This is a genomic window from Streptomyces sp. NPDC002057 (genome assembly GCF_040296665.1).
Taxonomy (GTDB): domain Bacteria; phylum Actinomycetota; class Actinomycetes; order Streptomycetales; family Streptomycetaceae; genus Streptomyces.
On record NZ_JBEOXR010000013.1, the window covers coordinates 62,600 to 87,045 of the forward strand.

The following is a 24,446-nucleotide window of genomic DNA, read 5'->3' on the forward strand; positions in this document are numbered from 1 at the left end:
GACAGGCTCGGACGCTTCCCCCTCAGACTCCCCCGTGGCCGCCGCCTCGGATTCCCCCTCCTTCCGGCTGGCGTACGTCCCCGGAGTGACCCCCTCGAAGTGGGTGCGGGTCTGGAACGAGCGGCTGCCCGACGTGCCCCTTACCCTCCTCTCCCTGACGCCCGCCGAGGCCTTCGGCGCCCTCCGGGAGGGCGCGGCCGACGCGGGTCTGGTCCGGCTCCCGGTCGACGGGGACGATCTGAGCGCCATCCCGCTCTACACGGAGACGACGGTCGTCGTCCTCCCCAAGGACCACGCGCTCGCGGCGGCCGAGGAGGTGTCGGCCGAGGACCTCGCGGAGGAGCTCGTCCTGCACCCGCTCGACGACACCCTCGGCTGGGAGCGCCCGCCCGGCCGCCCGGCGAACGAGCGGCCCGCGACGACCGCCGACGCCATCGAGCTGGTCGCGGCGGGTGTCGGCCTGCTCGCCGTGCCCCAGTCCCTCGCGCGGCTGCACCACCGCAAGGACCTCACCTACCGGACGCTGACGGAGGGCGCGCAGTCGCGGGTGGCCCTGTCGTGGCCGGCCGCCGACGAGGCCCCCGACCTGGTGGAGGAGTTCATCGGCATCGTGCGGGGCCGCACGGTGAACAGCACCCGCGGCCGCCGCGCCGAGGCCCAGAAGGGCCAGAAGCAGCCGAAGGAGCAGAAGGGCGCGGGCAAGCCCGCCAGGTCCGGGAAGCCGGGGGCCGGCGCGCGTACGGGCAGGCCCACGGCCCGCAAGCCCGGCGGCGCCGGAGGCTCCGGCCGGGGCCGCACCGGCGGGAAGCCCCGCAAGCGGTCCTGACCGGCCCCATCCGTACGGCGGACGCCGCCCGCTCCGGCGGGCGGCCGCTCGTCATACTGACCCCTCCTGATCATCGAGATCACCCAGGAGGAGCTTTGGCCGCCAGTTTCAGGACCGTCGTCGAGGTCGGCGCGGACCATCTCGACCAGGCCCGGTCCATCGACCGGGTGTTCCAGCAGGCGATCGCCCCGGCGACCGTCAACTTCGACTTCGAGGCGATACGGCAGGCCGCGGCGGCCGTTCCGGACAGCACCGTGGTGAGGATGGTGCGGGGCTGGGGGCTCCAGGAGTACGCCCCCGTCCTGGTGATGGTGCTCTCCCTCAAGGAGGCCGTCCGGCAGGCGCTGCCGCCCGAGTGCGCGGAGGCCGGGTTCTGGGCCACCGTCGAGCGGGAGCTCGTCCAGGCCTTCACGGGGCTCGCCGCGCAGGAGGGACAGCCCGGTCTCTCCTTCTACGAGGAGACGGGGGAGCGGACCCGGTTCTACCGGGACCTGTTCTTCGCCCTCCAGGACGAGGAGACCGGGGAGCACATGTACGCCCTGGCCTTCTGCGTCGACGTGACCGTCGAGCTGCCGAAGGCGGAGGCCGTCGCCCTCGAACTGACCGACGTCGTGCCGTTCGCGGTGCGGCTCAACGCGATCGTGGTCCGTCAGGCCCTGGGTCTCGTGGCCTGACGTCCCCCGTCGACGTGTTCCACCGGCCCGCCGTCCCGGGCCGGACCCCGCCCCTCCGCCTCCCTCAGTCCTTCGGGCGCCGCCGCCCGCCCCGGGCCGCCGCGACCAGCTCCGGCACCGTGGCCAGCTTGACCCGGGGACGCCCCGCGTCCCGGCCCCTGGCCCGCTCGGTCCGGTCGATGGCCGCGAGCCCCCGCGCGTCGACGAGGTGCCGGCTGCGGCGCTGTGCCAGCCGGCGGAACTCCCGCGCCGTGCCCGTCGGTGCCGGGAGCGTGCCCGCGACCGCGTCCGCGAGCAGCGTCCCGACCGTCTCCTCCGCGCAGGCGCGGTTGGCCCCGATGCCCCCGGAGGGCCCGCGCTTGATCCAGCCGACGACGTAGGCACCGGGCAGCCCCGCGATCCGGCCCGCCTCGTGCGGCACCGTGCCGGTCGCCTCGTCGAAGGGCAGCCCCGCCAGCGGCACGCCCCGGTAGCCGATCGCCCGGACGAGGAGCCCCGCCGCGATCTCCGTACCGTCCGCGGAGCCCGCCCCGGTCACCCGGACCGCCCGTACGGAGTCGGTGCCGAGCGCCTCGACGGGGGCGGAGTGGAAGCGCAGCACGATCCTGCGCCGGTCCGGCGCGGGAGCGCGCGTCCAGTCCACCGCCTCCCGGGCCACGTCCCCGAGGAGCGCCGCCTTCTCCCCGGCGGCCGCCGCGTCGACGGCCGCGCCGGTGCGCGGGTCCCCGTCGTCGACGACCAGGTCCACGCCCGGCAGGTGCTTCAGGGCGAGCAGCTCGGACGCCGTGTACGCCGCGTGTTCGGGGCCCCGGCGGCCGAGCAGCACCACCTCGCGGACCCGGGTGCCCCGCAGGGCCGCGAGGGCGTGGTCGGCGATGTCCGTACCGGCGAGGACGTCGGGGTCCGTGACGAGGACCCGGGCGACGTCGAGGGCGACGTTGCCGTTGCCGACCACGACGACCCGCTCGGCGGAGAGCCGGACGGCGTCCGCGCCGGTCTCGGGGTGCGCGTTGTACCAGGAGACGACGGAGGTCGCCGAGACGCTGCCGGGCAGCTCCTCGCCGGGGATGCCGAGCCGCCGGTCGGAGGGCGCGCCCACCGCGTAGATGACCGCGTCGTGGTGGGCCGCCAGCTCCTCGGGGGTGACCTCCTTGCCGACCTCCACGCCCAGCCTCATCCGGACCCGGGGGTGGGAGTGGAAGCGGGCGAAGGTCTCCCCGGCCCCCTTGGTGGCCGGGTGGTCGGGCGCCACACCGTACCGGACGAGCCCGCCGGCCACCGGCAGCCGGTCGACGAGGGTGACCTCGGCGTTGGTGTGCAGGAGCAGGTCCTCGGCGGCGTACATGCCGGCGGGTCCGGTGCCGACGACCGCGATCCGCAGCGGGGCGAAGTCGGAGGGCAGCGAGCGGGGGAAGGCGGGCGCGCCCCAGCTGTGGAAGTTGGGCGAGGCGAGCGCCGGCGCGGGGGTCCGGTCCGCGTAGTACTCCGCGTTGATCGCCTCGTACTCCCGCAGCCGTCCGGTGAGCCGGTCCACCGGGAAGATCGCGTCGACGGGGCAGGCGTCGGCGCAGGCGCCGCAGTCGATGCAGGCCCCGGGGTCGACGTACAGCATGTCCGTGGTGCCGAAGTCCGGCTCCTCGGGCGTCGGGTGGATGCAGTTGACGGGACAGACGGCGACGCAGGTCGCGTCGTTGCAGCACGTCTGGGTGATCGCGTAGGTCATGTCGTCGGCTCTGCTCTGCTCGGCTCGGAGGGGTCAGACGAGGTGGGCGCGCTGGTAGAAGAAGAGCGCGGGCCGGGTCAGCATCCCGACGTCGGCGAGGAACTCCATCAGTCCGGAGCAACTGGCGCGCAGCTGCGCCTTGTAGTGCTCGTTGGCGGCGGCCTCGCGGCGGGCCCGCTCGGGGTCGAGTCCGGCGCGCACGTACACCTCGGGGTTCACCAGGCTGGTGATGATGTAGTACGCGGCGATGGCGACGACGAGGGCCTGGAAGTGACGGCGGGTCCTGCCCGCGCGGGCGAGGTGGCGGCGCGTCTCGTCCCGGGCGAACTTCATGTGCCGGGATTCCTCGACGACATGGATGTTGCTGATGGTGCGGACGAAGGGGACGACCCGCTCGTCGCGCATCCAGTCGCGCTGCATGACGTCGAGGACCTCCTCGGCGACGAGGATGCCGGCGTACGCGGCCTCGCCGAAGCCGACGGTCTTCATGAAGCGCCCGAGTTCGAGCACGGCTCGCCTGGGCCGGTAGGAGGGCGCGCCGAGCTTCTGGGAGCCGCGGGCGAACATGATCGAGTGCCGGCATTCGTCGGCGATCTCGGTGAGGGCCCACTGGAACCGGGGGTCGGTGTGGTCCATGCGGTAGATGTCGCGGAGCACCATCTGCTGGAGGATCATCTCGAACCAGATGCCGGTGCTGGCCACCGAGGCGGTCTCCTGGCGGGTCAGCTCCTTCTGCTGCTCCTCGGTCATCTCGTTCCAGTACGCCGTGCCGTAGAGGGAGTTCCACTCGGGGCTCTGCCCGTGGAAGTCCTTGTCGAGGGGGGTGTCCCAGTCGACGTCGACGGCGGGGTCGTACGACAGCTTCGCGGCCGACCGGAGCAGTCGCTCGGCGACATCCTGATCCTCGTTGTCCGGGCGAACGGTGCTGCTGGCCATGGTGCGGCTCCTTGGGTCGCGCGATCGGCTCGGGACTCTTGTTAGACGTCGCGTCTAGCAAGCTTGTTAGACGGAACGTATAGCAAGGGCCGCGGCAGGCCTACCCCCCGGTACGGACTTTTTCTCCCGGCGAACGCGGGACGGGGCCGGAGCCAGGTCGGCTCCGGCCCCGTCAACGGGACGCGTGAAGAAGGCGCTTCGGCGTCAGAAGGTCAGGTTCCAGGCGTCGATCTTGCCCGTGTCCTGGCTCGCGTTGTCGTTCACGCGCAGCTTCCAGACCCCGTTCGCGACCTCGGACGACGCGTTGACCGTGAAGGTCTGGACGATGTTGTCCGTACCGCTGCCGGTCCGGTTGTGGACCGTGTAGACGGTGCCGTCCGGGGCCACCAGATCGACCTTCAGGTCGCCGATGTAGGTGTGCTTGACGTCCACGCCCACCTTCAGCGTGGCCGGGGCGTTGCCCGTCACACCGCTGACCGTGATCGGGCTCTCGACCGTGCCGTTGTCCACGATCGTGACGTCGGCGAGGTTCTCGAAGTACTTGCCGGGCGGCGGAGTGGTGCCCCCGACGGCCTTCAGGGCGTCGACCGCGCCCTCACCGAAGAAGCCGTTCTTGGTCGTGGTGCCCTTGCAGCGGGTGTCCGAGGGGCACGCGCGGTCGGTGGCCTGGACGCCCAGCTGGTCCCGGATCTGCGCCGGGGTGAACGCCGGGTTCACGCTCGCGATCAGGGCCGCGACGCCCGCCACGTGCGGGGAGGCCATCGACGTGCCGTTCATGTTGCCGTACTTGCCGCCCGGGAGCGTCGAGTAGACACCGGAGGCGCCGTCGCCGCCGGGGGCCGCGATGTCGATGACGCCGTTGCCGAAGTTCGAGTACGAGGCCTTGGCGCCGCCGTTGCCCTGCGCGGCGACGGTCACGACGCCGGGCAGCTCGGTCGGGATGTCGATGCACGCGTTGGTGATCGTGCGGGTGACCGGCGTCGAGTCGTTGGGGCTCTCGGAGTCGGTCGTCTTGTTCGCCAGGTCGTAGTTGGAGTTGCCGGCGGCGGCGACCTGGAGCGAGCCCTTGCCCTCGGCGTACGCCTGCGCCCGGCGGACACCCTCGATGATGGCGGCCTGGTCCACGTTGTCCGGGCAGTTGAACTGCCACGGGTCCGTGTAGTAGCTGTTGTTGGTGACCTTGAAGCCGTGGTCACCGGCCCACACGAAGCCGCAGATCGTGTTCTCCGCGAAGAACAGGCTGCTGGTCGGCTCCGCGATGCGGACGGAGGAGATCTTCACGCCCGGCGCGACGCCGATGACGCCCTTGCCGTTCTTGGCGGCAGCGATCGTGCCCGCGACGTGCGTGCCGTGGGTGCCGACGTCACGCCAGGAACCCGCGCGCGTGTCCACCTTGCCGTAGGCGCAGGAGGCCGAGTCGGCGGCGTTGAAGTTGGGCGCGATGTCCTGGTGCTGGTCGTCCACGCCGGTGTCCAGGACGCCGACCTTCACCGTCGGTGAACCGGTGGTGACCGCCCAGGCCTGCTCGGCCTTGATCTGCGTCATGTCCCAGCGGTTCGACTCCGTGAGCGTGGTCGTCGACTGCGAGGGGTTGGCCGGGAGCGCCGGGTTGTAGGCGTCGGCGGGGACGTCGGAGGTACGGGTCGCCCCGACCTGCTGGACGCCGCCGACCGTGCGCATCGACGAGGCGAACGACGCGGAGGTCGAGTGCGCCACGATCACGCCGATCGCGTCGTAGGTGGCGAAGACGGAACCGCCGTTGCTCGCCACGGCGCCGCTGACCGCCGAGGTGCCGCCGGGCGCCGTGATCACCAGGTAGGCGCGGGTGCCCGCGGCCCAGGCGGCCGGAGCCGCCGCGGCCTGGGTGGCCGTCGTGGTGGTCGTCGCCCCCGCCGAACGGGCCGCGACGGGCGCGGTGTCCGACGGTGCTGCCTGGGCGAATCCGGCGGGGGCGGCGAGTGCCACGGTCGTACCGAGGGCGGCGACGGCTATGGCCGACGTTCTCAACCGGCTGGATATGAGGGAAAACAATGCGTCCTCCGATGACCCGGTGGCGCGGGTGGCGCCCGCCGGGCCCTGTGATGTGTGGGGTGGACGCAAGATCGCAGACTCACGGGGCGGAAGGAAGCGTTCTGTCCGAGAAGCCTGTTCGCGTTACGCACTGTTGACCGGACAGCGTCAGAATGGCCCGATTTCCTGGACAGGTGTCCATGTATAGTGGACACCTGTCCAGGAAGTGTGAGTGGTGGGAGACGGCGATGGAGACGACGGCGAACGTGCTGGTGGGCCTGGTGGCCGCCCTGCACGTGTACATCCTGGTTCTGGAGATGTTCCTGTGGCAGAAGAAGCCGGGACGCGGACTCTCCGGCTTCGACGCCGACATGGCCCGCGCCACCGCACCCCTCGCCGCGAACCAGGGCCTCTACAACGGCTTCCTCGCCGCCGGACTCGTCTGGGGCCTGATCGCCGACGACCCGACCGGATTCCGCGTCCAGGTCTTCTTCCTCGGCTGCGTCCTCATCGCCGGCCTCTACGGCGGCGCCACCGCCAACCGCCGCATCCTGCTCGCCCAGGCGCTCCCCGGCGCGCTCGCCCTCGGCGCCGTCCTGCTGAGCCGGTGACCGGGCGGTGACCACGACACCGGGGGACCTCCGGGCCGCCAGGACACGGACCAGACTGCGCCGAGCCCTCTTCGAGGAGTGCGCGGAGCGCCCGCTCGCGGAGGTCACCATCGCCGCGCTGGTCCGCCGGGCCGGGGTCGGCCGCGCCACCTTCTACGTCCACTACGCCGACCTGGAGGCGCTGGCCGTCGACGCCTGCGCCGACGTGGTCCGCGACGCGGTGGACGCCCTCCACGCCTGGCGGGGCACCCCCGACCCCGCCGCACCGCCGCCCGCGCTGCTCGGCTTCCTCGCCGGCCTCGCCCCGCACGCCGGCCTCTACCGGGCCCTGCTGCGCCCGGGCGGCGGCGGACCGCTCGGCCTCGTGCTCCACGAGGACCTGCGGGCCCGCAGCTTCCACGAGCGCAGCCTGGCCGGTGCCCCGGAGCCGGAACTCATCGCCTCGGCCGTGGCCGCGACCTTCGCCGGGGTGCTCGCCGACTGGCTGCACGGCCTCGTGGAGGGCGACTCCGACCTGATCGCCCACCAGATCTGGCGCCTCCTCGTCACCCTGCACCGCACACCCCTGCGGTAGCCGGAGCCGTGCGGGCGGGAGCGGTCGGCGCCCGCCCCCACGGCCCGGCGCTCACTTCAGGTACGGGCCCGGGGCGCCGATCCTGCCGGGCCCGTTCAGGACGTAGACCCGCAGGTTGCCCTTGCCGGGTGCGGCGACCGTCAGGGTGCCGCCCGTGACGGTCCGCACGTCCCCGGTGACGGCGTCGGTGTACGTGCCGTTCGGGATGCCCGTGTACGTGGCCCCGCCCGAGACCGTGACGAGGGCGAAGCTGTCCGTGGCGCCGCTGGTGTACCGGCGCTTGAACGCCATGTCGCCCGAGACGCCCTCGGTGGAGTACTGGCCCGTCTGGAGCGCCGGGACCGCCCGGCGGATCTGGTTGAGCCGCTGCACGTGCTTCACCAGGGGCTGCTGGAGCGTGGTGGCGACCGCTCCGGAGGCCGAGGAGACCTGGGAGAAGTCGGAGGCCGTGACGGAGCCGGCGACATGGTCGCCGAAGTACGCGCGGCCGGTCGTCGCGAGCGGGCAGGACGGCCCGCAGTCGATCTTCCTCCCCTTCTGGAACTCGATCTCGGAGCCGTAGTACAGGGTCGGGATGCCGCGGAAGGTCCACATCAGGGACATGTTCTCCGCCCAGGCGTCGGTGCCGCCCGCGTACCGCTCGCTCGACTTGTTGGGGCCGTAGTCGTGACTGTCGACGTAGACGACGTTGTACGTGGCGTCGTTGTGGCTGTCGTCGGAGTCCTTGCCGTTGTGGAAGGCGTTGGAGGCGTCACCGAAGTTCATGTGCATGCGCATGTCGATGACGTTCATGCCGGAGAACCGGCTGTGGTCGGGGGCGTGGTAGCTGTTCCCGTTCAGGAAGGCGTTGGTGGAGACGGGCTGCGCGCCCGTGCCCAGTTGCTGCTCGTGGTCGTACATCTCCAGGGCGGCCGCGGCGTCGTCGGCGGCGTACTCCTCGCGCTCCTTCCAGGTGTAGAACTGCGCCGAGTGGTTCACCGAGCCGCGGTTCCACTTGTCGTTCACGAAGGCCGCGACCTCGCCGAAGACGAAGAAGTTCTTCGCGGCCTCGGCGCCGTGGCGCCGTGTCACCCGTTCCTGGATCGCGGGCAGGAAGCGGCGGTTCCAGGTGGTGCGCGGGATGTGCACGGCCGTGTCGACGCGGAACCCGTCGACCCCCATGTCGATGTACTTGTCGTACGCGCCGATGAGGTAGTTCTGCACGGCCGGGTTCTCGGTGTTGAAGTCGGCCAGGTCCTCGTGCAGCCAGCACGAACGGGAGTCCTCGCCCTCCCAGTTGCCGATCCAGCACTGGTGGAAGAGCGCCTTGGGGAACATCCCGGACGTCGGGCTCGGCCACTGGCAGTTGTAGACGGTGTACCCCTCGGCGCTCTTGCCGCCGGTGGGCCTGCCCCAGTGGAGACAGGTGTTGCCGGCCGGCTCCGCCGTCGACCACAGGTCGCCGTTGTAGTACGACTTCCCGGACTTCGTGTCGATCGTCAGGCCGTCGTACTCGAAGCCGGGCTGCCTCTCGTCGTAGTACCAGCTCCACTGGCTGTCGCGCACGCCGTACACGGTGGGCGTGAACAGGCCCTTGGCGCCCCAGCGGGAGGAGTGGTTGTAGACGACGTCCTGGTAGATCTTCATGCCCTTGGCGTGGGCGGCGTCGATCAGGTCCTGGTAGGAGGCGCCGGCCGACTCCAGCCGGGGGTCGACCTTGTAGAAGTCCCAGCCGTGGTAGCCGTGGTAGTCGTAGTCGGACCGGTTGAGGACCACCGGGGTGACCCAGATCGCCGAGAAGCCGAGGCCCTTGACGTAGTCCAGCTTCTGGATGAGCCCCTTGAAGTCGCCCCGGAACATGGGGTCGCCGTGGGCGGCGTTGCCCGACGTGACGTGCTGGCCGCCGCCTCGGTTGTTCGAGGCGTCGCCGTCGTTGAAGCGCGCGGTGAGGACGAAGTAGATCGGGTCCTTGCGCGGGTCGGTGCCGAGCGGCTTCCCGGCGGCGGGGCCGGCCGGCTTCTCGCCGGTGGTGGCGGTCGCGGCGGTCGACGCGGGGGAGACGTTCCCGGCGGCGTCCACGGCCTTCACCGTGTAGGTGTACGCGGTCCGTTCGGCGAGGCCGGTGTCGGAGAACACGGTGGAGCCGACGTCGGTGACGATCGTGCCACCACTGCCACCACTGCCGCCGACCCGGGTGACCTGGTACTTCGTCACGCCTCTGTCGTCGGTGGCGGCGTCCCAGGTGAGCAGCACCGAGACGCCGTCGGCGGCGGCGGTGACCCGGGCGGGGGCCGTCGGTGCCTGCGTGTCGGGCACCTCGGCGGCGCACGGGTCGGCCGCGTTCGCCGTCACCACGTTGTTCCGTACGGTGCTCACGCCCGCGCCGAGGGTGTAGTCGGCGCCCCGGTTGTTGTCCCAGGTGCCGTTGCCGTTGTTGAACGCGGCCTTGAGGGAGGTGGCCGTCCCGAGGTCGACCTCGCGCTTCCACCAGCCGGCGCAGGCGGCCCGCATGCCGACGCCGGGGACGGTGGTCCAGGCGCCACCCGCGGGCTGGTGGTGGAGGTTGACGGTGGACCAGCCCAGGGCCTCCGTCGAGTAGTAGACGGTGGCCCTGGCGCCCGGCGTCGGCGTCGGGTCGGGTGTGGTTCCGGCGCAGGGGTCGGAGTGGGCCACGACCCCGTCCTTGACGGTGACGGAGCCGGTGCCCAGGGCGTAGTTCCCGCCCCCGTTGTTGTCCCAGGTGCCGCCGCCGTTGGTGAAGGTGGCCTGGAGCCCGGTGGCCGCGCCGAGGGGGACGGTCCGCTTCACCCAGTCCGTGCAGGCCGCCTCCATGGCCACGCCGGGGACGGCGGTCCAGGCACCGCCGTCCGGCGCGTAATGGAGGTTGTACCGGGCCCAGTTCCGGGTCTTCGTCCAGTAGAAGACCGTCGCCGTGTTCTCCGCGGTGGCCGCGACGGGCTCGGTGCGCGGGGAGGTCTCGCCGGACGGCGCGGCCACCAGGCCGAGGAGGCCTGCGGCGACCGCCAGGGCGGCTGTCGGGCGCGCCGACAACCGTCTGCGGGTGCGTGTCATCTGAATCTCCAGGCGGGGGGGCGACGCGTCCCAGGGCAGACCTCTCCCCTGGGGAAGGGAGGCGGTCGTTTGGAAACACAGTCGGAAAGTTGCAGAAACATCTTGCGTCGGCCGGAAGTTACCGCCGCCCGACCCCCGCGTAAAGGGTTCCGGCAGAGTGTGGTGTGCGGAGGCCCCGGCCCCGCGTCTCCGCCTCGCCGTCGCGGCCCCCGCCGCCGCTGTCCGCGCGCTCGGGCCGCCCGCGCCGGCCCTCGTCCTCGCCGTCGTCGCGGTGGTCGACACCGCCCTCGCGGCGGTGGATCGCCGGGGCTCGCGGCCCGAGGGGTTTCCCGATGCCTCTCAGGGGGCCGTCAGGGGCGCGGCCAGGGCCGTCCCTCCAGGCGCTCGATGTCCCGGTTGAAGCGTTCGAGGAAGGCCGCGAAGCGGGCCACGTCCTCGGGCGACCAGTGCTCCATGACCCGGTCGAGCCCCTCGATGTTCGAGTTCCGGTCGGCGTCCAGGCGCCGCTCGCCCTCCTCCGTGATGCGGAACTTGCGGGCGATCCCGCCCTCGGGGTCGGGGATGCGCTCCACGACCCCGGCCCGCAGCATCGCCGCGGTCTGCCGGTTGAGGGTGGAGGCGTCGAGCCCGAAGGCCTCGGTGAGCTGGCCGATGGACATGGGCCCGTGCATCCGGATGCGGCTCAGGAGGACGTACGCGCTGCGGTCGAGGTTGCCGCCGCCCGCCCGGGAGCGGGGTGCGTACAGATGGGCGTGCCGGCCGAGCAGCATGGTCTCGAACTCGACCAGGTGAATGGGTTTGTCCACGGGCTTGTCCATAAGGCCATTGTCTCTCGCGGGCGTGCCATGTGCAGCATACATAACTTGTGTAGGGGGCCATCGATGTGCATGATGCATATAGCTCGGCAGGCCGCCGGGCGAGATCGAGGGAGAACACGTGGACGGCTCCAAGCCCGACGCCCGACCCGGAGGCGTCGTCGGCGTCCTCGCGCTCGCGGGCATCGTGGCCGCACTCATGCAGACCCTGGTGGTGCCGCTCATCGGCGACCTCCCGAAGCTGCTCGACACCACCGCGTCCAACGCCTCCTGGGTGATCACCGCGACCCTGCTCGCGGGCGCCGTCGCCACCCCCGTGGCCGGCCGGCTCGGCGACACCCTCGGCAAGCGGCGGGTCCTGCTCGTCTCGGTGATCCCGCTGATCGTCGGCTCGGTCGTCTGCGCCCTCGCCTCCTCCGTCGTCCCGATGATCGTCGGACGCGGTCTCCAGGGCCTCGGCATGGGCGTCGTCCCGCTCGGCATCAGCCTGCTCCGCGACATCCTCCCGGCCGAGAGGCTGGGCGGCTCCATCGCCCTCATGAGCGCCTCCATGGGCGTCGGCGGCGCCCTCGGCCTGCCCTTCTCCGCCGCCGTCGCCGAGAACGCCAGCTGGCGCGTCCTCTTCTGGGTCGCCGCCGGACTCAGCGCCGTCGTCGGCGTCCTCATCTGGCGCGTCGCCCCCGCGGGCCGCCGCGCCGCCGCCCCCGGTCGCTTCGACGTGCCGGGCGCGCTCGGCCTCGGCGTCGGGCTCGTCGCCCTGCTGCTCGCCGTCTCCAAGGGCGCCGGCTGGGGCTGGGGCAGCGGCACCACCCTCGGCCTGCTCGCCGTCGCGACGATCGTCCTGCTCGCCTGGGGCCGGTGGGAGCTGCGTACCCGAGACCCCCTCGTCGACCTGCGGGTCACCGCCCGCCCCGTCGTCCTGATGACCAACCTGGCGTCCGTCCTGGTCGGATTCGCCATGTACGCGCAGTCCCTGGTCGTCCCCCAGCTGTTCCAGCTGCCCGAGGCCACCGGCTACGGACTCGGCCAGTCGATGATGGCCATGGGCCTGTGGATGGCCCCGGCGGGCCTGATGATGATGGTCCTGGCGCCGCTCGGCGCCAAGCTCTCGGCCGCCCGGGGGCCCAAGGTCACCCTCTCCGTCGGCGCGCTCGTCATCGCCGTCGGGTACGGCTCCTCGCTCGCCCTGATGGGCTCCACCGTGGGCCTGCTCGTCGTGACCCTCATCTGCAACACGGGCGTCGGCCTCGCCTACGGGGCCATGCCGGCCCTCATCATGGGCGCGGTCCCGCAGGAGGAGACGGCGTCGGCCAACAGCTTCAACACCCTGATGCGGTCCATCGGCACCTCCGTCTCGGCCGCCGTGATCGGCGTGGTCCTCGCCCAGATGACCACGACCCTGGGCGGCCACGCGCTCCCCTCCGAGAACGGCTTCCGCGTCGCCATGCTCATCGGCTGCGGGGTCGGCCTGGCGGCGGCGGTCGTCGCCGCGCTCATCCCCGCCCGGGCCGCCGCCGCGGCCGCCGGCGACCCGGACGGCACCGGACCGCGGACCGCCCCGCGCGCCGCCTCCGAGACGGCCGCCTGACCGGGGACCACCGCGACCCTCGACGAGCGGTGCGGGCCCGGGGGCTTCCCCCGGGCCCGCACCGCTCGGCCCCGGGACTCCCGCCCGGCGCCCGTCGGGCCTCAGTCCTTCCGTTCCCCGGCCGCCTCCAGGGCGAAGAGCGCCCCCTCCGGGTCCCGCACGACCACCGCGCGGCGCCCCTCGGTCTCCTCCGGGCCGCGTACGCCGCCCCAGTCCCCGCCGGGCACGATCGAACCGCCGTGGGCCTCGACCGCCGCCGCGGCCGCCTCCGGGTCGGGCACCCGGAACCGCACCAGCCACCGCGGACGCAGCTGCGGCCGGGGCGAAGCCGCCTCGACCGGACCGCTGTTCAGCCGGGCGACCGCCTCGCCGTCGCGCCGGAGCACCACCTTGTCCTGCTCGTACGACACCTCGAAGCTCCCGGGGCTCCCGTCCGCCCAGCGGAACACCTCCCCGTAGAACACGGCCGCCTCGAAGGCGTCCCGGGTGTGGAGCTCCAGCCAGGCCGGCGCCGAGTGCTCGCCGATGTGCAGCCGGGTCTCCAGCCGCCCCTCCCACACGCCGAACGCAGCGCCCTCCCGGTCGGTGGCGAGCGCCGCGCGCCCCTGGGGCGGGTAGGCGACCGGCCCGACGCCGACCGTGCCGCCGCGCTCCCGGATCCGCGCCACCGCCAGGTCGGCGTCGTCGACCGCGAAGAACGCCGTCCAGGCCACCTGCACGGACAGCTCGGCGGCGACCGCCGCGATCCCGGCCACGGGCTGGTCGCCCAGCCGGCCCACCGCGTACTCCCGCTCGTCACCGCCCCGCCGGAACGTCCAGCCCAGCACGGCTCCGTAGAAGCGCTCCGCCGCGTCGAGATCGCGTGCGGTCAGACTCAGCCAGCACGGTGCTCCCACCACCTCTCCGGTCGTCGGCCCCGACACCGGCACCACCTCCATGTCGTCCTGCTCGCTGCGTGCGTCGTGCGCCCCTTCCCCGGTCCGTCGCACCGCATGCGCGCACTCACCCGACTGCCGCCGATCACCACCCGCCCGGGGGCGCTCAGCGCGCCGCGCGGGCGGCGTAGGCCCGTACGTCGGCGTCCGGGTCGTCGACCGCCCCCGCCAGCGCCGCACGGGCCGCGGGGTCCGCGCGGTGGGCCAGGAGCGAGAGGACGGCGGCCTTGCGCACGTCCGCGTTCGCGTCGTCCAGCGTCCCGGCGAGCGCGGCGACGGCCAGGCCGGCGGGGGCGGCCCGCAGGGCGGTCGCGGCACCCGAGCGGACCTGCCAGGCGGCGTCGCCGAGCGCCGTGACCGCCCGCGCCGCGTACCCGGGCGGGCAGCCGGTGCCGGCGAGCGCGCCGAGCGCCGCCCCCCTGACCAGCGGATCGGCGTCGTCCAGCAGCGGTCCCAGCGGCTCCGGCACCGGGTTGCGTACGGCGGCGAGGCCCCGCGCCACCGCCACCCGGACCTCACGGGCCGGGTCCGCCCCCGCCTCCGCCAGCCCACCGACGGCGTCCACCGAGACCAGCGCACGCACGGCCTGGACGCGCACCTCCACGGCGTCGTCGCCGAGCGTTCCCGCGTACAGGGCGGCGTCCCCGAGCCGTAGCGCCCGCAGGACCTCCAGGGCGGCGGCGCGCACCCCCACGTCGGGAACCGCGAGGGCCTCCCGCAGCCCCTCCCCGAGCTCCGGTTCGGCGGGCAGCACCTCGACCAGCTCCCGCAGGGCCGCGGAGGCGGCGGCCCGGACCACAGGGGAGCCGTCCCGCAGCCGCGCGGCGAGCACCGGACCCGTACCGGCGGGCGCGGTCTCGCCGAGCGCGGTGACGGCGGCAGCCCGTACGGAGGGATCGGCGTCGGCCAGATAGGGGCCGAGCGCGTCGAGATCGGGGGAGTCCTCGACGAGCGAGAGCAGCTGGAGCAGCCTGGGGTGGGGCGCCGCGACCGGCGCGGACACGACGGGACCCGGAGACTCCGCGCCCGTACGCGCGGCCGGGGCCGCCTCCCGGGGGCCGGCCGTGGCGACCGGCACGAGCTCCACCTCGCCGAGGTGCCGCTCGGGGCCGCCCGGCGGTGCGAACTCCGGCACCGGAACCAGGTACGGCTCCACCGGCCGGGCCGTGAACTCCATCGCCCCGGAAGGTGACTTGCGCAGGTCCAGATGGTGCAGCCAGTCGGTGTCGTCCCGCTCCGGATGGTCGAGCCGCTCGTGGTAGAGGCCCCAGCGCGACTCCGTCCGGGCGAGCGAGGCGCGCGCGGCCATCTCGGCGCAGTCCCTGATGAACGACACCTCCGCGCACCGCATCAGCTCGTGCGCCGTGCGCGCCCCCATGCCCGCGATCTCCTCCGACATCCGGGTGAACGCCTCGACGGCCAGGGAGAGCTTGGCGCCCGTCTTCGGCGGCGCCACGTAGTCGTTGACGAACCGCCGCAGCTTGTACTCGACCTGGGGCTGCGGCGGCCCCTCCGGGTGGCGCAGCGGCCGGTAGACGAGGTCGTGCGCGGCGGCGATCTGCTCCTGGTCCAACTCCCCTTCGTACGCCCGGTACCGGGCCGCGTCCTCGCCGGCGAGATCACCGAAGACGAACGCCCCGATCATGTAGTTGTGCGGTACGGAGGCCAGGTCGCCGGCCGCGTACAGCCGGGGCACGGTGGTCCGGGCGTGGGAGTCCACCCGTACACCCGAGGCCGAATGCCCGCCGCACAGCCCGATCTCGGAGATGTGCATCTCGATGTCATGGGTCCGGTAGTCGTGTCCCCGGCCCTCGTGGAAGGTGCCGCGCGTGGGCCGCTCCGTCGTGTGCAGGATCGACTCGACCGCGCCGATGGTCTCCTCGGGCAGATGGCTCAGCTTGAGGTAGACGGGGGCCCGGTCCGAGGCCAGTTCGGCCGCGAACTCGGCCATCATCTGCCCCGACCAGTAGTCCGACTCCACGAACCGCTCGCCGTGCCGGTTCACCTGGTAGCCCCCGAAGGGGTTGGCGACGTAGGCGCAGGCCGGTCCGTTGTAGTCCTTGATCAGGGGGTTGATCTGGAAGCACTCGATCCCGGTGAGGGCCGCGCCCGCGTGGTAGGCCATGGCGTAGCCGTCGCCCGCGTTCGTCGGGTTCTCGTACGTCCCGTAGAGATAGCCGGAGGCGGGCAGCCCGAGGCGCCCGCAGGGACCGGTCGCCAGGATCACGGCCCCCGCCCGGACCACGACGAACGCGCCGGTGCGGGTGTGGAACCCGGCCGCGCCGACCGCGCGCCCGTCCTCCGGGTGGGTGAGGACCCGGACCGGCATGACCCGGTTCTCGATCCGGATCCGCTCGCGCATCTCGCGCCGCCGCAGCTGCCGGTAGAGGACCTTCTTGACGTCCTTGCCCTCGGGCATGGGCAGCACGTACGAGCCGGACCGGTGCACCTGCCGGACCGCGTACTCCCCGTGCTCGTCCTTCTCGAACTTCACCCCGTACGACTCCAGGCGCTGGACCATGCCGAAGCCGCGGGTCGCCGTCTGCCGGACCGTCGACTGGTCCACGAGCCCGTCGTTGGCGCGGGTGATCTCGGCGACGTAGTCGTCCGGTTCGGCGCGGCCGGGCACGACCGCGTTGTTGACGCCGTCCATGCCCATGGCGAGGGCGCCGGAGTGCCGCACGTGCGCCTTCTCCAGGAGCAGGACGTTCGCCCCGCGCTCGGCGGCGGTCAGCGCGGCCATGGTGCCGGCGGTGCCGCCGCCGATGACGAGCACGTCGCAGGAGAGCACGGTCGCGTCGGCGGGATCGGGCACGGTCAGGAGGGTGTCGGTGTCCACGGGGGATGCCTTTCGGGGGCTTCGGGGGTTCGGGCGTGCGCCGGCCGCCCGGCAGGCGGCCCTCAGAGGGAGTCGAGGACGCGGCGGCGCAGCGCGGTCGTGTCCGGCGCCCGGTGGGCGTCGCGCGAGCGCGGCCGGGGCACCTCCAGGACCTCCCCGGACGCGAACAGGACGACGCGGTCGCCCAGGTGCAGCGCCTCGTCCACGTCGTGCGTGACGAAGACGACCGTCGCGCCGGTGCCCCGGAGGATCTCCACCAGGAGGTCCTGCATGCCCGCGCGGGTGTGGGCGTCGAGCGCGCCGAACGGCTCGTCCATCAGGACCGCGCGCGGCCGCCCCGCGAGCGCGCGGGCCAGCTGGACGCGCTGCCGCTGCCCGCCGGACAGCTGGTGCGGCAGCTTGCGGGCGTGCTCGCCGAGCCCCACCCGCTCCAGCCACTCCCCGGCCGAGCGGCGCCGCTCCGCCCGGGGCACCCGGCGGATCGCGAGCGGCAGTTCCACATTGGCGCGGACCGACCGCCAGGGCAGCAGCGCGTCGTGCTGGAAGACCAGGGCCCGGTCGGCGCCGGGCCGCCGGATCGGCTCCCCGTCCTGGGTGACCCGCCCTTCCAGCGGCGGCAGGAGACCGGCGAGGGTGCGCAGCATGGTGGTCTTGCCGCAGCCCGAGGGGCCCACCACGGTCAGCAGTTCGCCGGGTGCGATCCGCAGCTCCACGAGGCCGGGCACGGCGACGCCCTCGGGGTGGCCGAGGCGGACCCCGTGCAGGGCGAGTTCGGCGCCGCCGGGGGCCGGCGCGGTCGCCGGATCCGTGGACAGGGCGGACGGGCTCACGGTGCTCATGGGACCGGCTCCTTCTGGGGCGGGCGGACGACGGTGACGGAGGGGGCGGGCCCGCCCGCCCCGCGCGCGGGGCCCACCGGGCCCCGGGCGGCCGGACGGGGCAGCCAGGCGGTGACGCGGCGGCCGAGCGTCTCCACCGCGGTGGAGGTCAGCCAGCCCAGGGCGCCGATGGTGGCCATGCCGACGAAGACGCCCGGGTAGTCGACGACCGTGTAGTCCTGCCAGGTGCGGTAGCCCACCCCGTACTCGCCGGAGATCATCTCCGCCGAGATCACACAGATCCACGAGACGCCGATGCCGACCGACAGACCGCCGAAGATCCCCGGCAGGGCGCCCGGCAGGACCACCGAGAACAGCACCCGCGCCCGGCCGCCGCCCAGGGTGAGCACGGCCTCCTCCCACACCGGGTCGAGGGCCCGCACCGCGTGCCGGGTCGACACGAGGACGGGGAAGAGGGCGGCGGCGCAGGTGATGAAGACGATGCCCTGCTCGTTGGTGGGCAGCAGCAGGATCGCGACCGGGACCAGGGCGATGGCGGGGATCGGACGCACCACCTCCACCAGCGGGCCCAGGAGGTCTGCGGCCCACCGGGACCGGGCGATCGCCGTCCCGGCCGCCACTCCGAGGACGGCCGCGAGGAGGAAGCCGACCGCGATCCGGCGCAGGCTGTGGCCGAGGTCCTGCCAGTAGGCCTCGGTGCCGACCCGGTCGGCGAGGGCGGAGGCGATCTCGACGACCGTGGGGAACTGCTGGAACCGGAGCCACACCTCGACGTCGTACGAGGTCAGCACCTGCCACAGGCCGAGTGCCACGAGCGGGGAGGCCACCCGGACCAGACGGCGGCCGGCGCTCATGACGCGAGCCTCACGGCGTCCGCGTACGCCGTGATCCGGGAGCCGGGGTGGGCGGCGACGTACCGCTCGGCTCCCGACCGGGTCACGAAGGCCCGCCACTCCCCGCCGTCCGCGACCCACACCGCCCGGTCGGCGAACCACGGCGTCCCCGTCACGGCGTCCGGCACGTACGCGGCCCGCACCGGGGCCCCCTTGACCGCCTTGAGCAGGGCGCCGGGGCTGTCGAAGGAACGGGTGGTGTCCTGCCCCTCCAGCCACAGCTCCGCCTTCGGGACGGCCGCCTTCGGATACCCGAGGCCGGGCACCGCACGGCGCAGCGGCGCCGCGTCGACGAACGCGTCCACGTCGACGTCCTTCACCAGACCGGCCTCCTTCAGGACCGGCACGTCCTCCTTGAGCGCGGCCACCAGCTCCGGGCGGAGCGCCGGGTCGAAGGTGGCGATGCCCTGGGCGCCGTTGTAGAGGTGGACGACCTCGGCCGGCAGCCCGGTCTCCTTCGCCACCGACTCGGCGGCGGCGACCGGCCGGGTCCGCAGGTGGTCCGTGGCCCGGTGCTGGGCCCGCAGGAAGGCGTCGAGGACGGCGGGCCGCCGCTCGGCGAACCGCTCCCGGACGGTGACGCCGTGGAAGGTCGGCAGATTCAGCTCGGCCCCGTCGTACAGGGGCGTGGCCTTGCCCTGGAAGGCGAGCAGACCGGGCCACGCGACGAACTGGGAGAGCGCGTCCACACTGCCCGCCGCCAGGGCCGAAGCCCCCACGCTCGGCTGCTGGTTGAGCTTGCTGACGTCCTTCTCCGGGTCGACCCCGGCACGCCGCAGCGCCCGTACGAGGGTGCCGTCGGCGGCCGAACCCACACTGGTCGACACCTTGCGGCCCTTGAGGTCCTTGAGCGACCGCAGCGGTGAACCGGGCGCGGTGACCACGGTGTTGAGGCCGCCGCGCAGGTTGTAGCCGGTGACCGCGACCAGCCGCGTCGGCTCCTTCAGCTCCTTGCCGCGCGCCGCGTTGATCAGCAGGGGAAAGTCTCCCATCGAACCGATGTCGATCTTCCCCGCCGTCATCTGCGCGGTGATCGGGGCCCCGGTCGCGTAGTCCTGCCAGACCACCCGGTAGGCGACACCGTCCTTCCGCCCCTGGGCCGCCAGCTCCTCCTCGAAGTAGCCGAGGGAGCGCAGCAGGGTGCCGGCGGTGACGGTGTTGATGGTCTTCGACTGGTAGCCGACGGTCACGGTGACCGACTTCGCGTCGGCCCCGTCCCCGGCGTCCGCGCCGCAGGCGGTGGCGAGCGGCAGGAGGAGGGCCAGCGGGAGTACGAGCGGGAGGGCGGCGGAGCGGACGAGCGGGCGGGAGCCCGGGCGGGCCGTCACGCGGAGCAGGGGAAGTCTTCCTCGGGACACGGGAGTTCGGCCTTTCACCGGAGCAGATAGGGCATGTTGACGGTGACCGCGCCGGTGGGGCAGCGGGCGGCGCACGGGCCGCAGTACCAGCACTCGTCCACGTGCATGTACGCCTTGCCGTCCTCCTCGCGGATCGCGAGCGAGTCCAGCGGACACATGTCGACGCAGAGCGTGCACCCGTCGATGCACTTCGACTCGTCGATGGTCACGGGCACGTCGGCACGCTGGGGGACCAGAGGCATGGCTGTCTCCAGGAAGGGGTGAACGGTACGGGGGAAGGGGTCAGAGGGAGCGGCGCAGAACGCCGCCCATGGTGATGCGGTCGCCGCGGAACCGGATGAACTCCAGGTCCACCGGCCGCCCGTCGGGCAGACAGGTCAGCCGCTCCAGCATGAGGACGGCGGCCCCGCGCGGGGCCTGGAGCACGGCGGCGGAGTGCGCGTCGGCGTTGACCGCCTCCAGGGTGATCTCGGCGTGCCCCAGCGGACCGCCGGTCAGCTGCTCCAGGAGCCGGAACACATCGGTGTTCTCCAGGTCGCAGCCGAGGAGTTCGCCCCCGATGTCCATCGGGAGGTACGACAGGTCGAGGGAGAGCGGCAGCCCGTTGAGGCGCCGCAGCCGCTCGATGCACAGCACGTCGGAGTGGTCCGGCAGCCCGAGCCGGTGGGCCACGGGGGCGGGGGCGGAGACCGGGCCGACGGTGCGCACCTCGTTGGTGACCCGCCCGTGCTCGCGCAGCGTCTCGGCGAGACCCTGGAGCCGGTCCAGGCCGTGCGGATACTTCTCGCACACCACCACCGTGCCGACCCCCGGCTGCCGCTCGACGATCTGCTCGCCGCGCAGCAGGTCCAGGGCCTGCCGGACGGTGTTCCGGCTGGCCCGGAAGTCGGCCGCGATCACGTCCTCCAGCGGAAGGATCCCGCCCGGGAAGCCACCCGCCAGGATCTGGTGGCGCAGCAGGTCGGCGAGCTGCCGCGCCCGGTCCGCGCGCAGCCGGCGACGGCGGGCGGCGGCGACCGGGAGGGCGGCGGAGGCGGGTTCGGCGGGCATGGCAAGGAACGTAGCCGTGGGACGACCCCGATGGTGTTGCGGCAGTATTGCGCCACCTGACAGCCCGTACGCACCGCCCTGACCTGCGGTGATGCCGGAGACGCGGGGAGATCCGCCACCCGCCCGCCCACCACGTGGACCGGCGCCCGCCCACCATGCGGAAACGCCGGCCGGACCGCGCCCCCACGTGGAGGCGGAGCGCCCCGGAGAGGCGGTGCGCCCCGGAGCGGCGGTGCGCTTCCGGGTGGCGCCGACGGCGGGCCACGCCCCACCCACCCCGGGCCGCCGGACGGACCACTCCCTGACGCTTCGACAGCGCGTGTCTGTGACGGGCCTGTTACCTGCCGGGTGACGTCCGTCATGGCCGGGGCGGGCGCCGACTGGTCCACTCTCCCCATGCGTACCGCCCGACTCGCCCTTCCCGCCGCCTTCGCCGGGCTCCTCCTCCCGCTCAGCGCCTGCGGAACCGTGCCGCCGGGCGGCGGCGCCGCCGGACCGGCCGTGCCACCGGTGTGCGGGCCCGGCGCGCCCCCGTCCCCTGCCGCGGAGCCGGGGGCCACCGCCTCCCCGGGCCCGGACGGCGTCACGGTCGTCGGGAGCGTCGGGGGCGACCGTCCCTGTGCGGCGTACTCGGTCACCAACCGGGAGACCGAGCCCTTCACCTACCTCGTCACGCTGGCGTTCCTGTCGGAGTCGGGCGGGGCGGTCACGAACGTCGAGGAGACCGTCGACGCCGTCGCTCCCGGCCGGACCGTGCGGCGCACCGTCACCGCCGCCGATCTTCCCCCGGGCGCGCCCCGCGTGGCTCGGGCGCGGGTCCTCACGGTCCGGAGCTTCCCGACCGCCGAGGCACCGGCCGAGGCCGGCGCCTGCCCGGCCACCGGCGTACGGGTGTACGCGGACGACGGCGACGCCGCCATGGGACTCCGTGTCGTCGGGCTCCACCTGGAGAACTGCGGCACCCGGCCGTACCGGCTCGACGGCTACCCCCGCGTCGAGATCCGCGACGAGGACCACGACCGCGTGGACGGAGTGACGATCACCCGGGGCGGCGAGACGGTCGCCGGCGGCACCGGCGCCGACGGTCCCGCCCGGCCGGTCACGCTGGAGCCGGGCGAGCGCGCCCACGCCGGTCTGGTCTGGCGCAACACCGTCGAGGCCGGGGTCGGCGATCCGGTGAACGCCCCCTACGCGCGCGTGTGGGCGAAGCCCGGCGCCGCCCCCGTGACGGTCGTCCCGGAGTTCGACATCGGCACGACGGGGAAGCTCGGCGTCGGCCCGTGGAAGAAGGACGAGCCGCGCTGACCCGTCCCCTGGGATCGGCCGCGCCACGGGACGGCGTGCCCGCCGTCGCCGCGTTAGCGGAACGTGAGCGAGACGTGAGCGGCGGCGGGAAGAGTGGTGCGCGTCGGCAGGCCAGGGGCGGTGTCACCACCGCTCCGTTCGGGGCCGCCGGCACGTACCGGAGGAGTGCCGGTGCGTGCGCACCGGACGCGGGGCGAGCCGTGGGGGCCCGCCCCGCGTCTCCGGATGCCGGCGCCTACGCGTCCCCGCGTCTCCGGATGCCGGCGCCTACGCGTCCCCGCGTCTCCGGGTGCCGGCGCCTACGCGTCCCCGCGTCTCCGGGTGCCGGTGTCCACGCGTCCCGGTGTCTCCGGGGGCCTCGCGTCCTCGCGTCTCCGGATTGCCCCGCACTCCGGTCCCCCCGTGTCCCCGCGCACGGGCCCGGCCCGGTCAGCGGTTCAGCTCGTGACCGTCACGACCGTCGCGGCCGTCACCACGAGCATCGCGGCCTGCATGTCGCGGATCGCCCGCCGCACGCCCTCCGCCGCCCACTGGCCGGCCGTGATCTCCTCCAGGCGCGAGGCGACCTCCTTGCGCGGCACGTCGGGGAAGGCGAGGTGGTGCAGCTTGGCGCCGTGGATCAGGGCGAGGAGACCCGTGGTGCGGGCGTGGTGGGTGGGACCCTCGTGGAGCGCGGTCCGCAGCCGGGCCCTCAGGTCGCGTTCGACCGTGCCGTCCGCCTCCGGGTAGCGGGTGACGGGGAAGAGGCCCAGCACCCTGCGCTGCTCCTCCCGCACCAGGCCGCGCTCGCACAGGCTCACGGTCGTGGCCCTCACGGCCTTGGTGTGGTCCTTCGTCAGCCACTCGGTGACCTTCGGGGCCCTGTTCTTCTTCGCGCACCAGGCGTCGAGCTGCCCCAGCCGCTCGTCGAGGAGGGGCACCTCCGTGGGCGTCGCGTCGGTCACCCGCAGCCGCCCGTCATCGACCGACACCCTCCCGGCGAGCACGAGATCGAGCAGGATGCCGCCCGCGACGGCCCACGCGGCGGACTGCCGTTCCTTCGCCGCCCCGGACTCGTCGTCCAGGGACAGCAGCATGATCTCCTCCGCGAGCGTGACCGCCACCCGTATCCCTTGCCTTCCGCACATCGGTCTCTTCGGCGCCCGGCACATCCATCCGTGCTCCCTCGGCGCCCTACGCCCCTGAGGACGCGCGGCGGACCCCGACGGTTCCCGGGCGCCCCGCCGCCGCCCCCGTGACCTGGGCCGTTGTACGGGCGTGGAGGGGGCGGAGCGAGGACGGGGGGCCACGGACCCGCGCCCGTCGTCGCTTTGGTCTGGACCGCTGGGGGCGGGGGCGTCAAGCTCTCGGTATGGACTTGGAGCTGCGGCACCTCAAGACGATCCGGGCCATCGCGGACGCGGGCAGCCTCACGCGTGCCGCGACCGCGCTCGGGCTGGCGCAGCCGGCGCTCAGTGCCCAGCTCAAGCGGATCGAACGGGCCCTGGGCGGCGCCCTGTTCGAGCGGGGACGGGAGGGCGTACGGGCCACGGCGCTCGGGGACCTGGTCCTCGACCGGGCCCGGGTGGTGCTGCCCGCCGTCTGCGAGCTCCAGGAGGAGGCGGTGCGGTTCGCGCGCGACGGAGCCGAGGGCTACCGGCTCGGCGGTACGCACGGGCCGCTGCTCGGGGGCCTGGTCGACCGGATCGCGCGGACGGACCCCGGAGCGTCGGTGACCACGTACATCTCCTGGTCGGAACGCGAGGTCGCCGGTGGCGTGGCCGACGGGCGGCTGGACTTCGCCCTGGTGGGCGTCTGCGGGGAGAGCGGCCCGCCCGAGGCGGGGCGGCTCGCGTGGACGGAGGTCGCCCGCGACCCGGTGTACGTGATGCTGGCCGCCGACCACCCCCTGGCACCGCGCGCCGAGATCGACCTGGCCGAACTGGCGGCGGAGGCCTGGACCGACGTGCCGGGCGACGGCTGTTTCGGCGACTGTTTCGCGGCCGCCTGCGTGCGGGCGGGGTTCACTCCGGCCTGTGTGTACGAGACGGACACCGCCTCCTGTGTGCACCTGGTGCAGGTCGGCCGGGCCGTCGGGCTCTGCCGGGCCACCTTCCCCGTCACGCCGGGCGTCGTCACCCGCCCGCTCGCCGGCGCCCCGCTGCTGTGGCGGCACCTGCTCGGGTGGCACCCCGAGGGGCGGGCCGCCTCCCGGGCCGCCGCCGTCCTCGCCCACACCCGGGCCGCCCACGCCGACGCGCTGGCGGCCAGCGCGGGCCGCGTGCCCGCTCCGGCACCCCCGGTCTGACGGCACCGCGCGCGCGGGACCCCCGGAGTCACGCCGCAACCTGGTGCCGCGCCGCGATCCGATGACGCCATAACACGATGGCAGGGGCCAACTGGCAACTGCCGCCGCCCTGTCGAGTTCCCTACGGTTCCA

General features: G+C 73.8%; 20 protein-coding genes. 7 read left to right on the forward strand and 13 right to left on the reverse strand.

Annotated features, from left to right (window positions below):
• Positions 1 to 34 precede the first annotated feature (34 nt).
• Entirely contained in the window at positions 35 to 826 is a 792-nt protein-coding gene (locus ABT129_RS13810) for a LysR family substrate-binding domain-containing protein (protein WP_351900461.1), read from the forward strand.
• 95 nt (positions 827 to 921) lie between these two features.
• Positions 922 to 1,500 carry a Type-2Aa cytolytic delta-endotoxin gene (locus ABT129_RS13815; RefSeq protein ID WP_351900462.1) on the forward strand — a complete coding sequence of 193 codons (579 nt, stop codon included), beginning with the start codon at positions 922 to 924 and terminating at the stop codon, positions 1,498 to 1,500.
• A gap of 64 nt (positions 1,501 to 1,564) precedes the next feature.
• Here ABT129_RS13815 and ABT129_RS13820 read toward each other — a convergent pair whose 3' ends face one another.
• The 3 genes from ABT129_RS13820 to ABT129_RS13830 form a co-directional block, all read right to left on the reverse strand.
• Positions 1,565 to 3,223: an FAD-dependent oxidoreductase gene (locus ABT129_RS13820; protein WP_351900463.1), complete on the reverse strand. Its 1,659-nt coding sequence runs from the start codon at positions 3,221 to 3,223 to the stop codon at positions 1,565 to 1,567.
• Between the two features lie 33 nt (positions 3,224 to 3,256).
• A complete protein-coding gene (locus ABT129_RS13825) occupies positions 3,257 to 4,159 on the reverse strand; it encodes an AurF N-oxygenase family protein (protein ID WP_351900464.1) in 903 nt (300 codons plus the stop codon).
• Positions 4,160 to 4,363: 204 nt separating this feature from the next.
• Complete coding sequence (locus tag ABT129_RS13830; protein WP_351900465.1) at positions 4,364 to 6,190, reverse strand: S8 family peptidase; 1,827 nt, start codon at positions 6,188 to 6,190, stop codon at positions 4,364 to 4,366.
• A gap of 227 nt (positions 6,191 to 6,417) precedes the next feature.
• On the opposite strand from ABT129_RS13830, the gene ABT129_RS13835 reads away from it, so the two are divergent.
• Together ABT129_RS13835 and ABT129_RS13840 are read left to right on the forward strand one after the other, a co-directional pair.
• On the forward strand, positions 6,418 to 6,780 hold the full coding sequence (locus ABT129_RS13835; RefSeq protein WP_351900466.1) for a DUF1304 domain-containing protein: 363 nt from the start codon (positions 6,418 to 6,420) through the stop codon (positions 6,778 to 6,780).
• Between the two features lie 7 nt (positions 6,781 to 6,787).
• Positions 6,788 to 7,354 carry a TetR/AcrR family transcriptional regulator gene (locus tag ABT129_RS13840; protein ID WP_351900467.1) on the forward strand — a complete coding sequence of 189 codons (567 nt, stop codon included), beginning with the start codon at positions 6,788 to 6,790 and terminating at the stop codon, positions 7,352 to 7,354.
• A gap of 51 nt (positions 7,355 to 7,405) precedes the next feature.
• Here ABT129_RS13840 and ABT129_RS13845 read toward each other — a convergent pair whose 3' ends face one another.
• Together ABT129_RS13845 and ABT129_RS13850 are read right to left on the reverse strand one after the other, a co-directional pair.
• Entirely contained in the window at positions 7,406 to 10,405 is a 3,000-nt protein-coding gene (locus ABT129_RS13845; RefSeq protein WP_351900468.1) for a carbohydrate binding domain-containing protein, read from the reverse strand.
• A 350-nt stretch (positions 10,406 to 10,755) separates the two neighbouring features.
• Complete coding sequence (locus ABT129_RS13850; RefSeq protein ID WP_351900469.1) at positions 10,756 to 11,223, reverse strand: MarR family winged helix-turn-helix transcriptional regulator; 468 nt, start codon at positions 11,221 to 11,223, stop codon at positions 10,756 to 10,758.
• A 118-nt stretch (positions 11,224 to 11,341) separates the two neighbouring features.
• On the opposite strand from ABT129_RS13850, the gene ABT129_RS13855 reads away from it, so the two are divergent.
• Entirely contained in the window at positions 11,342 to 12,808 is a 1,467-nt protein-coding gene (locus tag ABT129_RS13855; protein WP_351900470.1) for an MFS transporter, read from the forward strand.
• 101 nt (positions 12,809 to 12,909) lie between these two features.
• Here the strand turns inward: ABT129_RS13855 and ABT129_RS13860 are convergent, their stop codons facing one another.
• The 7 genes from ABT129_RS13860 to ABT129_RS13890 form a co-directional block, all read right to left on the reverse strand.
• Positions 12,910 to 13,746 (reverse strand): VOC family protein, encoded by an 837-nt coding sequence (locus ABT129_RS13860; RefSeq protein WP_502981754.1) that lies wholly within the window; start codon positions 13,744 to 13,746, stop codon positions 12,910 to 12,912.
• A 103-nt stretch (positions 13,747 to 13,849) separates the two neighbouring features.
• Positions 13,850 to 16,582 carry a fumarate reductase/succinate dehydrogenase flavoprotein subunit gene (locus ABT129_RS13865; protein ID WP_351900471.1) on the reverse strand — a complete coding sequence of 911 codons (2,733 nt, stop codon included), beginning with the start codon at positions 16,580 to 16,582 and terminating at the stop codon, positions 13,850 to 13,852.
• A 62-nt stretch (positions 16,583 to 16,644) separates the two neighbouring features.
• The gene (locus ABT129_RS13870) at positions 16,645 to 17,421 is read right to left on the reverse strand and encodes an ABC transporter ATP-binding protein (protein ID WP_351900472.1); all 777 of its coding nucleotides are present in this window, start codon (positions 17,419 to 17,421) and stop codon (positions 16,645 to 16,647) included.
• Positions 17,418 to 18,275, reverse strand: a complete 858-nt coding sequence (locus ABT129_RS13875) for an ABC transporter permease (protein WP_351900474.1) — start codon at positions 18,273 to 18,275, stop codon at positions 17,418 to 17,420. The genes ABT129_RS13870 and ABT129_RS13875 overlap by 4 nt, the downstream gene beginning before the upstream one ends.
• Positions 18,272 to 19,642, reverse strand: coding sequence for an ABC transporter substrate-binding protein (locus tag ABT129_RS13880; RefSeq protein WP_502981755.1), 1,371 nt, complete (start codon positions 19,640 to 19,642; stop codon positions 18,272 to 18,274). Before ABT129_RS13880 ends, ABT129_RS13875 begins: the two co-directional genes overlap by 4 nt.
• Positions 19,643 to 19,686: 44 nt before the next feature.
• Positions 19,687 to 19,914, reverse strand: coding sequence for a 4Fe-4S dicluster domain-containing protein (locus tag ABT129_RS13885; RefSeq protein WP_030313017.1), 228 nt, complete (start codon positions 19,912 to 19,914; stop codon positions 19,687 to 19,689).
• A 40-nt stretch (positions 19,915 to 19,954) separates the two neighbouring features.
• A complete protein-coding gene (locus tag ABT129_RS13890; protein ID WP_351900476.1) occupies positions 19,955 to 20,722 on the reverse strand; it encodes a GntR family transcriptional regulator in 768 nt (255 codons plus the stop codon).
• Positions 20,723 to 21,118: 396 nt separating this feature from the next.
• Here ABT129_RS13890 and ABT129_RS13895 point away from each other — a divergent pair, with 396 nt between their 5' ends.
• Entirely contained in the window at positions 21,119 to 22,027 is a 909-nt protein-coding gene (locus tag ABT129_RS13895) for a DUF4232 domain-containing protein (protein ID WP_351900478.1), read from the forward strand.
• Between the two features lie 437 nt (positions 22,028 to 22,464).
• On the opposite strand, the gene ABT129_RS13900 is transcribed toward ABT129_RS13895, so the two are convergent.
• Positions 22,465 to 23,130, reverse strand: coding sequence for a GOLPH3/VPS74 family protein (locus ABT129_RS13900; protein WP_351900480.1), 666 nt, complete (start codon positions 23,128 to 23,130; stop codon positions 22,465 to 22,467).
• Between the two features lie 248 nt (positions 23,131 to 23,378).
• On the opposite strand from ABT129_RS13900, the gene ABT129_RS13905 reads away from it, so the two are divergent.
• Positions 23,379 to 24,314: a LysR family transcriptional regulator gene (locus ABT129_RS13905; RefSeq protein WP_351900482.1), complete on the forward strand. Its 936-nt coding sequence runs from the start codon at positions 23,379 to 23,381 to the stop codon at positions 24,312 to 24,314.
• Positions 24,315 to 24,446: the final 132 nt, after the last annotated feature.